Below are 14791 nucleotides of genomic sequence, written 5' to 3' on the forward strand. Positions count from 1 at the left end.
CGCCCATGGAGCAGAGGCATCTCGGCCGCACCGGCCTTCGCGTGTCCAGGATCGGACTCGGCACCCTCACCTGGGGACGGGACACCGACGAGCACGACGCCGCCGAACAGCTGAAGGCGTTCTGGGAGGCGGGCGGCACCCTGATCGACACGGCCGACGTGTACGGCGGCGGGGAGGCCGAGTACCTGCTCGGACGGCTCACCGACGGCCTCGTGCCGCGGCACGAGCTGATCGTCGCGACGAAGGCGGGCAGCGTCGCCGACCCGTACCGCAGGTTCAACGGCTCCCGGGGGCATCTGCTGGCGGCCCTGGACGCCTCGCTGGACCGGCTCGGCACGGATCACGTCGACCTGTGGCAGGTCCACGCCTTCGACCCGGCGACTCCGCTGGAGGAGACGCTTCAGGCGGTGGACCTGGCGGTGTCCAGCGGCCGGGCCCGGTACGCGGGGGTGTCGAACTTCTGCGGCTGGCAGCTGGCGAAGGCGGCGACCTGGCAGTTGGCCGCACGTGGCGCGCGCACCCGGCTGGCGAGCACCCAGATGGAGTACTCCCTGTTGCAGCGAGGCGTGGAGCGCGAGGTGCTGCCCGCCGCCCTCGACCTGGGCGTGGGGCTGCTCCCCTCCTCTCCGCTGGGTCGGGGAGTGCTGACCGGGAAGTACCGCACGGGCACTCCCGCGGACTCGCGCGGCGCCTCGGAACTGCTCGCTCCGTTCGTCGAGCCGTATCTGGACGACGCGGCGGCCCGCGTCGTGGACGCGGTGGCGACGGCGGCGGACGGTCTGGCCACCACGCCACTCCAGGTGGCGCTGGCCTGGGTACGGGACCGGCCGGGAGTAGTGGCCCCGATCGTCGGCGCGCGCAACGCGCAGCAGCTGACGGAGGCATTGTCGGTGGAGACGCTTAGTCTTCCTGACGAGATCTGCCAGGCGCTCGACGACGTGTCGGCGCCCGTGCATCGCTATCCCGACCAGGACTGGAGCACGCTGTGACCGCGCTTCCCGGGGGAGACGCCCCCGGCTCCCCGGCCGCCGACGACGCAGGCGCCGTCGCGGACCCCGCAACCGTTCCCACCCCGCCCTCACCACCCGTGCGGGGCGAGGCCGGGGAGGCACACGAAGGAGCGGCGACGGCCGACGACGTCGCCGCCGAGGCGGCAGGGGCGGCCCCGGACGGCGGGGACGACGGGCCCCCCGAGGGCGGGGAGTCCGTGGGCGAAGGGGCCGCCGACGCCGAGGGGACGCCCGGCGAGGAGACCGCCGGCGGCGAAGGGGCGGCCGCGCCGCTCTCGGAGACCGAGGCCGAGCTCGCCGCCCAGCGGGAGCTCAGGGAGCGGATCGAGAAGCGCAAGGCCGAGAAGGCGGGCCCCATCCCGGCCGGGGGGAAGCTGAGCGGCACGGCGGCCGATCTGCTGGCCGCCGTGCGTGCCGTGGAGAGCGGCGAGAAGACCGCCGCCGCGTTCTTCGACTCGCCCGCGCCCGCCGCCGCGCCCAGACGGTCCGCTCCGGCCCCCGCGCCGAACCGCCCCCGGCCGCCCGAGCCGACGCCCGCGCCCCGCGGCCCCTCCATGGAGGCGGTGGCCGAGGTGGCCGCCGTGCTGGCCGAGGGCGGTGCTCCCGGAGCGCTCGCGGGACCGACGGCCGAGGCACTGGGCCCGCAGGCGGCTGGCGTCCTGCGCGAGGACCCGTGGCGCATGCTGGCCGTGCCGGGGGTCGGCCCCGAGCAGGCCGACGCCTTCGCGCGGGCCCTGCTGGGCCCCGGATGCGGTCCGGACGACGAGCGCAGGACCACCGCCCTGATCGGCCGGCTGCTGGAGCGGGCCGCACTGCGGGGACACACGGCGATGGAGGCGACGGCGGTCCACGCCGCGCTCGCCGAGCAGGCGGTGTCCGACCCGGAGGCGACCGTGCGGCACGCCGTCGCCGCGGGCGCGGTCCTCGTGTTCCAGGAGGACGAGGAGGAGGACGGGGGCCCCGCCGCCGCGGAGTCCGGCGAGGACCTGGAGGAGAACGCCCCGTCCGGGCGGAATCCTGTCCGGGTGCTGCTCGGGCTCGACCGGTACGCGCTCGCCGAGGAGAGCCTCGCCGACGGTCTGGCCCGCCTGGCCCACGCCTGCGAGAAGGGCGCCGACTGGAAGGAGGCGGCCGCGGCCGCGGGCTCCCCGTCGGCGGCCGAGCTGATCCGCGCGGTCGCGGCCCACGGCGTCGTGGCGCACACCGGCGGCGAGGCGGCCCGCACCGAACCCGCCGCACTCCTCGTCGCCGCCCGCGCGCTGGGCCTGCGCGTCCTGGGCGCCGCGCACGGCGTCGACGGCAGACGCAGACTGGCGGAGGCGACCGGCGATCCGGCGGCGGCCGTCACCCTGGCCGGGCTGCTCTCCGACACGGAGGGCCCGGGACGGGACGAGGAGGGGGCGATCGCCGTCGACCTGCTCGTCGTCCTGGACGCCCCGCAGGTGGACGTCGAGTCCGCCGCGATGCTGGTGGAGTCCCTGGCCGACGGCACCCGGCTGGTGCTCAGCGGCGATCCGGGCGTGCTGGGATCAGCCGGTGCGGGGCGGGTGTTCGCGGACGTGCTGGCGGCCCGCGCCTGCCCGCAGGTGGTCTCCCGCACCCCGGATCCGGGACCGATCGGCGAACTGGTCTCGGGCATCGGCATCGGTGAGCTGAACCAGGTCGCGGCGCCGGGCAGGGAAGTGGTGATCGTCCCCGTGCGCGATGCGGGCGAGGCGGTGCACCGCACCGTGCAGCTGGTCGCGGACTCGGTGCCGCGCGCCCTCGGCATCCCCTCCGCCGACACCCAGGTCATCACCGTCGGCCACGGCGGTCCGGCGGGCACCCGCGCGTTGAACGCTGCCCTCAAGCAGCGGCTCAACCCCGGTCCGGGACGGTTCGGCGGATTCGACCCGGGCGACCGTGTCGTCCACGTCCCGGTGCCCGGCAGGACCGTGCCCGCCACGGTCGTCTCGGCCGACGCCGAGGGCCTGCACCTGGACTGCGCGGGCGAGCGGATCGTCGTCCCCCAGCAGCGGGTGGCGTCGTCCGTGCGGCACGGCTGGGCCCTCAGCGCCCACCAGGCGGCCGGGACGCGGTGGCCCGCGGTGGTCGTCGTGCTGCCGGGCGACGCGGCGCAGGGGCTGAGCCGCCCCTGGGTGTACACCGCGTTCGGCCGGGCCGAGCGGCACCTCTCCGTGGTGCACGGCGTGGACCAGGCGCTCCCGCGCGCGGTCGCCGAACCCCCGGCCCAGGACCGCACGACGCGGCTGCGCGGCCTCCTGGAGGCCGCGGCCCACTGACCGGGCCGCGCGCCGTCCCGTACCCCCGGCCGATTCCGGCGGCGGGTACGGGACGGGCAGGACACACGGGGGTACGGACCCGGGCGACGGCACGGGTCAGGAGCCGTCCGCCACCAGCCCCGCCGGTTCCTCGTCGGTGTCGTCCTCGTCGAAGACGGAGCTGACGTCGAAGCGGCACACCACGAGTTGCGGATCCGCGTCCTCGAACGGTGCGTCGAGCCACTCCCCCGCCTCCGGCGGCTCCTCCACGGCCGTGACCCAGAGCGTGGAGTCCCCTTCCTCCAGCCCGAACTCGGCGTGCCGGGAGGCGATCTCGTCCGGTTCGTACTCCCCGAACAGCACACCGAGCGCCGCGTGGACGCTGGAGCCGACGACCGCGGCGCTCCCGGTGGCCCGGTCGTCGGGATCGAGGTCGGCGATCCGCTGTGCCTGTGCGAACAGCCGCGGCGGCTCCACCACGGCGTAGTCCCGCCGGATCAGAACGCTGAGCGCGTTCGGTTCCTCGGGGCCGGCGTACGGCGGCAGGGAGCCGTCCGCACCCGGGATCTCGAAGGGAGTGACCTCGTCGTAGCGGTCGTAGAGCAGTTCGTCGTAGACCTCGGCGGCGGCGGCCAGTGCGTTGAACGCGTCGTAGACGGCGGGATCGTCGTCCCCCGTCCGGCGCTCGACCGCGTCGAGGTGACGGTCGAGCGCGGCTTTGATGGCTTCGGCGGCGGCGCGTACCTCGGCAGCGGTGGGCTGCGCAGCATCAGACATGGTGCAGACGCTATCCGTACCGGGCCTCTGCCCGCACAATGGATGGGATGCCGGAATACGAATTTGTCGATGTGTACGTACCGCGCGGGGTGTCCCGGAAGGACGCCGCACGCCTGCTGACCGACCATGCCGAGTACGGGCACTGGGAACTGGACCGACTGACGCTGCGCCACGACGGCAGCCGCAGGGTGCGGCTGCGGCGGCGGATCATCCGCCAGCTCCGCGCCACCTGGTGAGAGGGGCGGGCCCCGCTGTCGCGGGTCCCGCCCCTCTCGCTTCGCCGCCTCGGTCCGTTACGCGGACAGGCGGGCGCGGCGGTAGAACACCGCTCCCGCGCCCGCCAGCAGCAGGCCCGCGCTCGCCGGGATCAGCAGTCCGGCACCGCCCGCCCCGGTGTGGGCGAGCTGGGGCACGTTCTGCGCCTCGGGCACGTTCGGTACCTCCCGCGGGCCCGGCACCGGCGGCTTGTGCTCGGTGACCGGCGTGACCGGCGTGACCGGGGTGACGGGGGTGACCGGCTTGACCGGCTTGACCGGCGGTGTGACGACGTCCGTGTCGTTCCCGCATTCGTTGCCGAAGGTGGGATTGAGCAGTCCGCCGATGGTGACGCTGTTCCCGCAGACGTTCACGGGGATGTCGATCGGCGCCGAGATGCTGTTCCCGGACAGCACGCCCGGCGAGCCCTCCGCGACGCCCTGGGCCGTCGCCCCGCCGTCGATCGGGGCCCGGTGCTTGCCCGTTCCCGGCCGGCTCGCCTGGGTGAGGTCGCCGGACACCTGGCTGGCGGAGGCGTGCTTGCCCGTGGAGGCCCCCTGCGAACCATTTCCGCAGGTGTTCCCGAACGCGGGGTTGATCAGCGCCACGACGTCCACGGAGTTCCCGCAGACGTTGACCGGGACGTCGACCGGGATCTGGACGGAATTCCCGGACAGCACCCCCGGGGAATTCGCGGCGCCCCCGGACGCCCCCGCGTCCGCGTGCGCGTACCCACCGCTCAGCGCGAGCGCGCCGCCCGCCGCCGCCATGGTGATCAGGCCCTTGCGCGTGACCTGTCGCATAACTTCTTTCCTGCCTTCTGCCTTCCGGAATACCCCCGGACTCGATCGAGCGGGGGCGAAGTACCCAGCAGCCCCGGAGTGCATGACGTGCACTCCGGGGCCGACCGGATTCAAACCCTCACGGGTTGACCCATCAACGTCAGGCGTTGACGCAGGCGTTGCCGAAGGTGGGGTTCAGCAGCCCGATGATGTCGACCGTGTTGCCGCACAGGTTCATCGGGACGTGCACGGGCACCTGGATGGTGTTGCCCGAGATGACACCCGGGTTGCCCATGGCGGCGCCCTGGGCGCCGGAGTCCGCGACGGCCATGCCCGCACCCGAGAGCACCAGACCACCGGTCACGGCCGCAGCAGCGACGACCTTCTTGATCATTGTTTCCTCCTAGTTGGCAATGCGGTCCCAGCCGCGGACCGCATCACCTGTAACGAGGACGAGCTAATCGGGCTACGAGCGTATGGTTCCTTTCACTCGTTCCGGTCAAATACGCACGCGCTGGCGATTATTGGCGTGACACAACGGCGGACCGGCGTCACTCGTCCCTGCTCGGAGGCCGCGCGGGCTCAGCAGTTGTCGATGAAGCGGTCGAGCACCCGCACGCCGAACTTCAGACCGTCCACCGGCACCCGCTCGTCCACGCCGTGGAACATGCCCGCGAAGTCGAGCTCCGGAGGCAACTGCAGCGGGGCGAACCCGAAGCACCGGATACCGAGATCGTCGAAGGACTTGGCGTCGGTACCGCCCGAGAGCATGTAGGGGACCGCACGAGCGATCGGGTCCTCGGCCTTGAGGGCCACCTGCATCGCCTCGACGAGCGAGCCCTCGAAGCTGGTCTCCAGCGCCTTGTCCGTGTGCACGTCCTCCCGCTTCACCCGGGGGCCGAGGATGCGGTCCAGATCGGCCAGGAACTCCTCCTCGAAGCCGGGCAGGAAGCGGCCGTCGACGTGGGCCACGGCCTGTCCGGGGATGACGTTCACCTTGTAGCCGGCACCGAGCATGGTGGGGGCCGCCGAGTTGCGGAGCGTGGCGCCGACCATCTTGGCGATGCCGTTGAGCCTGGAAAGCGTGGCCTCCATGTTCTCCGGGTCGAGCGGGACACCGAGCGCGTCGGACAGCTCGTCGAGGAAGGACCGCACGGTCTTGGTCACCCGGACCGGCCACTTGTGCCGCCCGAGCCGTCCGACCGCCTCGCACAGCTCGGTGATCGCGTTGTCGCCGTTGGTCATCGAGCCGTGACCGGCGGTGCCGTCCACGGTGAGCCGCATCCAGTGCATGCCCTTCTCGGCCGTCTCGACGAGGTAGAGCCGCAGCTTCTCGTTCACCGTGAAGGAGAAGCCGCCGACCTCGCCGATCGCCTCGGTGACGCCCTCGAAGAGACCGGGGTGCCTGTCCACGAGATACCGCGCCCCGTACGTGCCGCCCGCCTCCTCGTCGGCGAGGAACGCCAGCACGATGTCACGCGGGGGCTTGCGGCCGCTGCGCAGCCGGTCGCGGACGACCGCGAGGGTCATCGCGTCCATGTCCTTCATGTCGACCGCGCCCCGGCCCCACACGCAGCCGTCCGCCACCTCGCCGGAGAACGGGTGGTGGGTCCAGTCGTGGGCATTGGCCGGCACCACGTCCGTGTGCCCGTGGATGAGCAGCGCGGGACGGGACGGGTCCTCGCCCTCGATCCGGGCCACGGTCGAGGCCCGGCCCTTGTGGGACTCGATGATCTGCGGCTCCAGCCCGACCTCGGCCAGCTTCTCCGCGACGTACTCGGCGGCGCCGCGCTCCCCCGGCCCCGAGTGGTCCCCGTAGTTGCTGGTGTCGATGCGGATCAGGTCACGACAGAGGTCCACGACCTCGTCCTCGCCCGGGACGGTCCGGGCCGTGTCGGTCTCGCTCACACTGCTTCCTTCCACTGTCGCTGTGTCCCTCCCCCTCATCCTCCCCCGCTCCGTCCGCCCGCCCAAGGCCCTCCGCCTCTCGTCATGTGCCCTTCACACCCCCGGCGTGATCGAGCACCCCCTGATGTTTGCTATTGTTTTCCACGTCGGAACGGGCGAGGCCCGCGAGACAGACACCTGGTCCGGGTGGCGGAATGGCAGACGCGCTAGCTTGAGGTGCTAGTGCCCTTTATCGGGCGTGGGGGTTCAAGTCCCCCCTCGGACACCACTGAAAACCCCAGCTCAGCTGGGGTTTTCTGCTGTTTCGGGCGAGGTCGCGGGAGCGCACGGCCCACGGGCCCGGCACGCCGTCCACCGACATCCCGGGCCCCGCCTCCCGGGTTACGCGAGCACCTCGGCCAGCAGGGCGGCGGTCCTGGCCACCAGTGCGTTGTCGGCCGGCGCGTCCTCCTCGTACCTGGTCGTGAGGACGGCCATCACGATCGGAGCGCCGCCCGGAGGCCAGGTGATTCCCACGTCGTTGCTGCCGCCGTACCGGCCGCCGCCGGTCTTGTCGGCGACGGTCCAGTCGGCGGGCAGGCCGGCGCGGAACCGCTCGTCGCTGGTCGTGTTGCCGAGCAGCCAGCCGGTGAGGCGGTGCCGGTCCCGGGGCGAGAGCGCGTCGCCGAGCGTGAGGTTCGCGTAGGTGCGGCCGATGGCGCGCGGGGTGGTGGTGTCGGTGGCGCGCCACGGTTCCGCCGAGTTCAGTTCGGGCTCCCAGCGGTCGAGCCGGGTGCGGCCGTCCCCGGTCGAACGGCAGAAGCGGGTGACGGCGGTCGGTCCGCCCAGCTCACGCAGGAGCAGGTTGCCCGCGGCGTTGTCGCTGTGGCGGATGGCCGCGTCGCACAGTGCGCCGACGGTCATGCCGCGGGCGATGTTCTCGTCCTCGCCGGTGATCGGGCAGTACCCGGAGTCCTCCGCGTACCGGCGGGTGTAGTGGATGCGCTCCGCCAGGAACTCGCCGTCGTGGTCGAGGTCGCGCAGCACGGCCGCGGCGGCGATCGTCTTGAACAGCGAGCACATCGGGAAGCGCTCGTCCGCCCGGTAGGCCACCGTCCTCCGGGTGCGCGTGTGGTGGGCGTACACGCCGAGCCGGGCGGTGTGCTCCCGCTCCAGTTGCGCCAGGCGCGAGGCGACGGCGCCGCCGGTCGAGGCGTACGCGGTGCCACCGAGTGCCGGGGGCAGGGCGGCGGAGAGCGCCGCGCCGGCGCCCAGGACGAGCGCGGTACGGCGGGACGGGCGTGGTCCTGTGATGTGCAAGGCGTTCCCTTCTCCGGTGTTCACGACATACCCCGACACGCGGCCGACCCGCGGAACGGTTCCGTCCGGTCGGATGCGGGGCGGTGGGGACGGGCCGCGCCCCGCGCCCCGCGTACCGCGTGCGCGAGGGTGCGGTCGACCGCGTCGGCTTCCCGGGTGGAGCGGGCCCGTTCTCCGTCCCGCGGGGCGGGGGCGGTGCCCCGGCGGGCCGGGACGACCGGGGATACTGGGCGAGCACCCCGACGAGAACACGAGGAGTCCGTTTCCATGCCCACCGCCGTACCGGACGGCGCGCCCCGGTGAGGGGGCGCGCGAAGCCTCCGCCCGCACCGCTGCCCCAGCGGGCCGGGATCGATCCGGTGCGGGTGCGGCTTCCGGAGGACCCGGAGGGGCGGTGGGTGACGGTCGGGGATCATCTGCGGGCACGGTTCGCGGGGCCGGTCGGGGCGGCGCGGGTGGACGCCATGTTCGCCGAGGGGCGGTTCGTGTCCGTGCGCGGTCCCGTGTCCGCCGACGAGCCGTACGCCGCGGGGCGGTACCTCTGGTTCCACCGGGACTTCGCGCCGGAGGAGCCGGTGCCGTTCCCGGTCGGGGTCGTCCATCGCGACGCGCATCTCGTCGTCGCCGACAAGCCGCACTTCCTGGCGACGACACCGCGCGGACGCCATGTCACCGAGACGGCGGTGGCCCGGTTGCGCCGGGATCTGGACATGCCCGCGCTGCAGCCCGCGCACCGGCTGGACCGGCTGACCGCGGGACTGGTCCTGTTCGTGGTGCGGCCCGAGGAGCGGGGGGCGTACCAGACGCTGTTCCGGGGCCGGCTGGTGCGCAAGGAGTACGAGGCGGTGGCACCGTACGATCCCGGGCTGGTCCTGCCCCGGACCGTGCGCAGCCGGATCGTGAAGGAGCGCGGGGTCGTCGCCGCGCGTGAGGAGCCGGGCGAGCCGAACAGCGAGACCCGGATCGAGCTGCTGGAGCACCGGGCGGGTCTCGGCCGCTACCGGCTGCTGCCCGCCACCGGACGCACCCACCAGTTGCGGGTCCACATGAACGGGCTGGGGCTGCCGTTGGTCGACGACCCGGTCTATCCGGTGGTCGAGGCGGATGGCGAGGCCGACGACTGGTCTCGACCGCTCCAACTGCTCGCGCGCGTACTGGAGTTCACCGATCCGGTCACGGGCGAGCCGCGCCGCTTCGAGAGCGGGCTGCGGCTCTCCGCGTGGCCGGAGCGGTGACCGGCGGGCCGTACCGGTCCGGGGCCGGGTGACCTGCGCGGGCCCGGGGCCGGTGTGTGCCGCCCGGCCTCAGAGCCTGTCGGGTGACCTTCGACCGGAAAGCGGACGCGGCATGGTGTTGTGCGATTCCAAGGCGCCGGGATGCCCTCGTGGTGGCACTACGAGGGCATCCCGGCAACGCCGGAAGTGTGCGCGCCAGGGCGTGGCCGCCCGGTCAGAGGCCACCCGACAGGCTCTCAGTGGCCGCGGGCGATCCACTCGTCGAGGTGCGGGGCCTCCGCGCCGATGGTGGTGGAGTCGCCGTGTCCGGTGCGGACCTTGGTCTCCGGGGGCAGGGGGAGCAGCCGTTCCCTGATCGAGCCGATGATCGTGGGGAAGTGGGAGAAGGAGCGTCCGGTGGCTCCCGGGCCGCCCCGGAAGAGCGTGTCGCCGGTGAAGACGGTGGTCAGCCCGGGGGCGTACAGGCAGACGGCGCCGGGCGCGTGGCCCGGGGTGTGCAGGACCGTGAGCGTCGCGTCGGCGATCCGCAGTTCCTGCCCGTCGGTCAGTTCGCCGTCCGGGGCGCGGTCCGGATGGGTGCGCTTCCACAGCGGCAGGTCGTCGGGGTGCAGCAGGATCGGTGCGCCGGTGGCGGCGGCGAGGGCCGGGGCCGCGTCGATGTGGTCGTTGTGCGCGTGCGTGCACACGATGGCGCGCAGGGCACGGCCGTTCAGCGCGGTCTCGATGGCGTCGGCGTCGTGGGCGGCGTCGATGACGATCGCCTCGGTGTCGTCGCCGACGATCCAGACGTTGTTGTCGACGTCCCACTCCCCGCCGTCGAGGGCGAAGGTGCCGGAGGTGACGAGGTGGTCGATGCGGGCGGCCATCAGAGGACCACCACCGAGCGCAGCACGTCGCCCTCGTGCATCCGGGCGAACGCCTTCTCGACGTCGCCGAGTCCGATGGTCTCGGTGACGAACGCGCCGAGGTCGATGCGGCCCTGCTGGTGCAGATCGATGAGCATGGGGAAGTCGCGCGAGGGCAGACAGTCGCCGTACCAGGAGGACTTGAGCGAGCCGCCGCGGCCGAAGACGTCGAGCAGCGGCAGCTCCAGTCGCATCTCCGGGGTGGGGACGCCGACCAGGACGACGGTGCCCGCGAGGTCGCGGGCGTAGAACGCCTGCTGGTACGTCTCGGGGCGGCCGACCGCCTCGATGACGATGTCCGCGCCGTTGCCGCCGGTCAGCGAGCGGATCGCCTCGACCGGGTCGGTGGAACGGGAGTTGACGGTGTGGGTGGCGCCCATCGACTTGGCCGTCTCCAGCTTGCGGTCGTCGACGTCCACGGCGATGATCCGCGCCGCTCCGGCCAGCCGGGCGCCGACGATCGCCGCGTCGCCGACACCGCCGCAGCCGATCACGGCGACCGAGTCGCCGCGGCCGACCTGGCCGGTGTTGAGGGCGGCGCCGATGCCCGCCATGACGCCGCAGCCGAGGAGTCCGGCGACGGCCGGGGAGACCTCGGGGTCGACCTTGGTGCACTGGCCGGCGGCGACCAGGGTCTTCTCGGCGAACGCGCCGATACCGAGGGCCGGGGAGAGTTCCGTGCCGTCGAGCAGCGTCATCTTCTGCTTCGCGTTGTGGGTGTCGAAGCAGTACCAGGGCCGGCCGCGCAGACACGCCCGGCACTGGCCGCACACCGCACGCCAGTTGAGGACGACGAAGTCGCCGGGCGCGACGTCCGTGACGCCCTCGCCGACGGACTCGACCACGCCGGACGCCTCGTGCCCGAGGAGGAACGGGAACTCGTCGTTGATACCGCCCTGCTTGTAGTGCAGATCGGTGTGGCAGACGCCGCACGCCTGGATCTTCACCACGGCCTCACCGGGGCCCGGGTCGGGGATCACGATGGTCTCGACCCGTACCGGCTCGTTCTTCCCCGGTGCGATGACCCCTTGCACCTGCTGCGACATACCGCGGTCTCCTGTTTCCGTCATTTCGTGAAGATCGAACGCGAACAACCGTACGCCCCGGAAGCGTGTCACGGCGGCGCGCCGCGTCGGCGCGAAACGACCGCCGCCCACCCGGTGGGATGTACCGGTTTCGGTCAGATGGGGCGTTGCGGTGAACTACGGCACCACTCTCCGCGGTCCTTCGATGCAGAGGGATCGCGGGGCCGATACCTGCGGGGGCAGGGGTCCTGTGGTCCACCGACAAATGATCTATGGATCACGGGGGGAAGTACCTTGACCGAGATCGCCGGGTTCACGGAGAAGACCGGCCGACGGACCGACACGGCAGGAACCGACGCGGTGACGGCCGCGGCACCGGCCGGCGCGGCCCGGACCGACGCGGTGGCGCCGGAGGCCGGAGCGGCCGTGTCGGCGGCACGGGTGGGCGGACTCGTGCCGTACGCCGACCCGTTGCCCGTACCGCCGGTGCTGCGCCCGCGGAGCGACGACCCGCTCCACGAGACCGAGATAGCCGTGTCGCCCACCTGGGTACGGATGCACTCGCAGCTGCCGCCGACCCTGATGTGGGGGTACGACGGGATGGTGCCGGGGCCGACCATCGAGGTGCGGCGCGGGGAGCGGATCAGGATCGCCTGGACGAACCGGGTGCCCGAGGGGAGCGAGTACCCGGTGACCGCGGTGGAGGTCGGTCCGGTGGGACCGGGCGAGACGGCCCCGCACAACCGGCCGGGACGCGACGGCGTCGAGCCGGACGCGGACGTCTCCGCGCTGCCCGCCTGGACGGTGACCCACCTGCACGGCGCGCAGACCGGCGGCGGGAACGACGGCTGGGCGGACAACGCCGTCGGCTCCGGCGACGCCCAGCTGTCGGAGTACCCGAACGACCACCACGCCGCCCACTGGTGGTACCACGACCACGCCATGAACATCACCCGTTGGAACGTGTACGCCGGGCTCGTCGGCACGTATCTCGTCCGGGACGACGAGGAGGACACGCTCGGTCTGCCGTCCGGCGACCGGGAGGTGCCGCTGATCCTCGCGGACCGCAACCTGGACACCGATGAGGACGGACGGCCGAACGGGCGGCTGCTGCACAAGACCACCGTGGTCGTCGCGGCCGACCCGGAGACCGGAAAGCCGGTGTCGCTGCCGTTCCTGGGCCCGTACACGACGGTCAACGGCCGTATCTGGCCGCACTTCGACGTGGACGACGCCTGGTACCGGTTCCGGCTGGTCAACGCCTCCAACGCCCGGATCTACGATCTGGTGCTGCTGGACGACGCCAACGAGCCGGTGCCGGGCGTGATCCGGCAGATCGGCAGCGACGGCGGGCTGCTGCCGCGGCCGGTCCCGGTCGACTTCGACGAGTCGATGCCCTCGCTGACGATCGCGCCGGCCGAGCGGATGGACCTGCTGATCGACTTCTCGGCGCTGGCCGGGCGACGGGTCCGCCTGGTCAACCGGGGCAGGCTCGGGCCGGGGGTGCCGGACCTCGCGTCCAGCGTGCCGTTCCCGCAGGTGATGGAGTTCCGGGTACGGGAGACCGGGCTGCGGGACGCCTTCGTGCCGCCGGAGGTGCTGTCGGGTTCCTTCCGCCGGTACGAGCACGGCCTGGTGGAGCACGGGCACCGGCTCGTCGTGCTGACCCCGCCCGGCACGGTCGGGGGCGGCGGCCACCCGGAGATCTGGGAGATGACGGAGGTCGAGGACGCGTCCGGGGTGCCGATGCCGTCGGACGGCGTCGTCCAGGTGCGGGGCGAGGACGGCACGGTGCGCACGTACCGCAGGATCGCCCGGAGCTTCAATGACGGGCTCGGGTTCACGGTCGGCGAGAACACGTACGAGCAGTGGTCGTTCCTCAACCTGGGCGCCCCGACCCATCCGATGCACATCCACCTGGCGGACTTCCAGGTCCTCGGCCGGGAGGCGTACACGGTGGACGGCTTCGACACCGCGATCGGCGGCACCCGCTCCCCCGTGGCGTTCGACCACGGCACCGAGATCCCGGTGCCGGCGAACGAGCAGGGCTGGAAGGACGTCTTCCGGGTGCCGCAGGGGCAGTTGGTGAAGGTGCTCGGCAACTTCGACGGCGGGTACGGACGGTTCATGTACCACTGTCATCTGCTGGAGCACGAGGACATGGGCATGATGCGGCCCTTCGTCGTGTTGCCGCCGGAGGCGCTCAAGTTCGACCACGGCGCCGGGCACGGCGGCCACGGCCGGGGGCACGGCGGCTGACCCGGTCGCGAACGGCGGCCCCCGCGGGAGCGCCGACGCCGTCCCGGTGACGCGTCGGCCGCTTCGCGCCTGTCGTCGGACCGCCGCCGCACGGACGGCCGCGGGTCCGCTCTTCTTCAGCCACGTCAACGACGCCGGGTTCCGGCTGGTGAAGGAGTACTTCGGAATGAACGTCGGTCGGATGATCAAGACCTGGTCGGTGACGGAGACCGTCATCTCCGTGGTCGCGCCGGCCTTCATCCTGCCGCTGTCGCTGATTCTCCAGTGCCGCGTCAGGCAACGTTTGCCCCGTCTGCCCCTCCCGGCACGGTCCTCCCCCCTCGGCGGCTGCCGGGGCCGTGCCCGATGGCGCCCGACGGTCCGGCACGCATGCCAAGGCGTGCGTCCGGTTCGGCGGACGCCGTCGCCATGTGCGCGGTCGACCGGCGGGAACGGAGTGCGTGCCGTCCGGCGCCGGGTTCGTGAGCGCGTGCCAGACTGAGCGCCATGCCGAACAGTGAACCCCTCAAGCCCTTTCTGCTCGCCTTCCCCGGCCCGCTGCGCGACCGGCTCGTCCGGGCGGTGCTCGAGGGCGTGAAGGTGTCGACGACCGGGCTGCTCGCCGAGTACGAGGCGGAGAAGGAGGAGCTGCCCCCGGTGGGTGAGCGGTCCGCGCTGATCGACTCGGACGGCCGTGAGATCGCGGTGCTGGAGGTGACGGAGGTACGGGTGCTGCGCCTCGGCGACATCGATCTGCCGCATGTGATCGACGAGGGCGAGGGGCACGCCTCGGTGGCCGAGTGGCGCGCGGACCACGAGAGGTTCTGGCACGGCACGGAGATGCGGGAGGCGCTCGGCGACCCGGGCTTCACCGTGAACGACGACACCATGGTCGTCGCCGAACGGTTCCGGGTCGTCGAGCTGTCGGTCCCCGTGGCGGGCTCGGCGGAACGGTAGGGGCGGCCGGCCTCACCCGCCTTCCCGGGAACGCGATCCGGGCCCCGCCCCCGGCCGCGCCCGTGGCCCGCGATTCCGCCCCCGCCCCGGAGCCGGGACCGGAGCCGGACCGGGACCGGAGCCGGACCGGGACCGGCGC

At 72.9% G+C, this 14791-nt stretch carries 13 protein-coding genes, 1 tRNA gene and 1 pseudogene; 8 read left to right on the top strand and 7 right to left on the bottom strand.

The features are described from left to right. Nucleotides 1–5 precede the first annotated feature (5 nt). Together ACFYXM_RS19650 and ACFYXM_RS19655 are read left to right on the top strand one after the other, a co-directional pair. On the top strand, nucleotides 6–989 hold the full coding sequence (locus tag ACFYXM_RS19650) for an aldo/keto reductase (protein ID WP_389290872.1): 984 nt from the start codon (nucleotides 6–8) through the stop codon (nucleotides 987–989). Then, nucleotides 986–3292: a helix-hairpin-helix domain-containing protein gene (locus tag ACFYXM_RS19655; RefSeq protein WP_389290873.1), complete on the top strand. Its 2307-nt coding sequence runs from the start codon at nucleotides 986–988 to the stop codon at nucleotides 3290–3292. Before ACFYXM_RS19650 ends, ACFYXM_RS19655 begins: the two co-directional genes overlap by 4 nt. 96 nt (nucleotides 3293–3388) lie before the next feature. Here the strand turns inward: ACFYXM_RS19655 and ACFYXM_RS19660 are convergent, their stop codons facing one another. Continuing rightward, on the bottom strand, nucleotides 3389–4048 hold the full coding sequence (locus tag ACFYXM_RS19660; RefSeq protein ID WP_389290875.1) for a hypothetical protein: 660 nt from the start codon (nucleotides 4046–4048) through the stop codon (nucleotides 3389–3391). Nucleotides 4049–4095: 47 nt separating this feature from the next. Here ACFYXM_RS19660 and ACFYXM_RS19665 point away from each other — a divergent pair, with 47 nt between their 5' ends. Beyond that, nucleotides 4096–4284, top strand: coding sequence for a DUF5703 family protein (locus tag ACFYXM_RS19665; protein ID WP_266702672.1), 189 nt, complete (start codon nucleotides 4096–4098; stop codon nucleotides 4282–4284). A 57-nt stretch (nucleotides 4285–4341) separates the two neighbouring features. Here ACFYXM_RS19665 and ACFYXM_RS19670 read toward each other — a convergent pair whose 3' ends face one another. The 3 genes from ACFYXM_RS19670 to ACFYXM_RS19680 all read right to left on the bottom strand — a co-directional run bounded on the left by ACFYXM_RS19670 (nucleotide 4342) and on the right by ACFYXM_RS19680 (nucleotide 6993). Continuing rightward, nucleotides 4342–5106, bottom strand: a complete 765-nt coding sequence (locus ACFYXM_RS19670) for a chaplin (RefSeq protein ID WP_389290876.1) — start codon at nucleotides 5104–5106, stop codon at nucleotides 4342–4344. Nucleotides 5107–5245: 139 nt separating this feature from the next. After that, nucleotides 5246–5479: a chaplin gene (locus ACFYXM_RS19675; RefSeq protein ID WP_389290877.1), complete on the bottom strand. Its 234-nt coding sequence runs from the start codon at nucleotides 5477–5479 to the stop codon at nucleotides 5246–5248. 188 nt (nucleotides 5480–5667) lie between these two features. Then, a complete protein-coding gene (locus ACFYXM_RS19680; protein WP_389290879.1) occupies nucleotides 5668–6993 on the bottom strand; it encodes a M20/M25/M40 family metallo-hydrolase in 1326 nt (441 codons plus the stop codon). 180 nt (nucleotides 6994–7173) lie between these two features. Between ACFYXM_RS19680 and ACFYXM_RS19685 the strand changes: the two genes are divergently transcribed. Beyond that, nucleotides 7174–7261, top strand: a tRNA-Leu gene (locus tag ACFYXM_RS19685). 113 nt (nucleotides 7262–7374) lie between these two features. Here ACFYXM_RS19685 and bla read toward each other — a convergent pair. Further along, on the bottom strand, nucleotides 7375–8292 hold the full coding sequence (gene bla, locus ACFYXM_RS19690; RefSeq protein ID WP_389290880.1) for a class A beta-lactamase: 918 nt from the start codon (nucleotides 8290–8292) through the stop codon (nucleotides 7375–7377). A 299-nt stretch (nucleotides 8293–8591) separates the two neighbouring features. Here bla and ACFYXM_RS19695 point away from each other — a divergent pair, with 299 nt between their 5' ends. Further along, nucleotides 8592–9527, top strand: coding sequence for a pseudouridine synthase (locus ACFYXM_RS19695; protein ID WP_389290882.1), 936 nt, complete (start codon nucleotides 8592–8594; stop codon nucleotides 9525–9527). Between the two features lie 236 nt (nucleotides 9528–9763). Here the strand turns inward: ACFYXM_RS19695 and ACFYXM_RS19700 are convergent, their stop codons facing one another. Together ACFYXM_RS19700 and ACFYXM_RS19705 are read right to left on the bottom strand one after the other, a co-directional pair. Continuing rightward, nucleotides 9764–10393 (bottom strand): MBL fold metallo-hydrolase, encoded by a 630-nt coding sequence (locus ACFYXM_RS19700; protein ID WP_389290883.1) that lies wholly within the window; start codon nucleotides 10391–10393, stop codon nucleotides 9764–9766. Then, nucleotides 10393–11478: an S-(hydroxymethyl)mycothiol dehydrogenase gene (locus ACFYXM_RS19705; protein ID WP_389290885.1), complete on the bottom strand. Its 1086-nt coding sequence runs from the start codon at nucleotides 11476–11478 to the stop codon at nucleotides 10393–10395. The genes ACFYXM_RS19700 and ACFYXM_RS19705 overlap by 1 nt, the downstream gene beginning before the upstream one ends. Nucleotides 11479–11859: 381 nt before the next feature. On the opposite strand from ACFYXM_RS19705, the gene phsA reads away from it, so the two are divergent. From phsA to ACFYXM_RS19720, 3 genes and pseudogenes are all read left to right on the top strand, one after another. Next, a complete protein-coding gene (gene phsA, locus ACFYXM_RS19710) occupies nucleotides 11860–13716 on the top strand; it encodes an O-aminophenol oxidase PhsA (RefSeq protein WP_389291059.1) in 1857 nt (618 codons plus the stop codon). A 58-nt stretch (nucleotides 13717–13774) separates the two neighbouring features. Then, nucleotides 13775–13978 (top strand): annotated as a pseudogene (locus ACFYXM_RS19715) (gluconate transporter); the annotation flags it as partial. A gap of 224 nt (nucleotides 13979–14202) precedes the next feature. Beyond that, nucleotides 14203–14652 carry an ASCH domain-containing protein gene (locus ACFYXM_RS19720; RefSeq protein WP_389290887.1) on the top strand — a complete coding sequence of 150 codons (450 nt, stop codon included), beginning with the start codon at nucleotides 14203–14205 and terminating at the stop codon, nucleotides 14650–14652. Nucleotides 14653–14791 lie beyond the last annotated feature (139 nt).

This window comes from Streptomyces sp. NPDC002476 (genome assembly GCF_042889785.1).
Classification (GTDB): Bacteria; Actinomycetota; Actinomycetes; order Streptomycetales; family Streptomycetaceae; genus Streptomyces.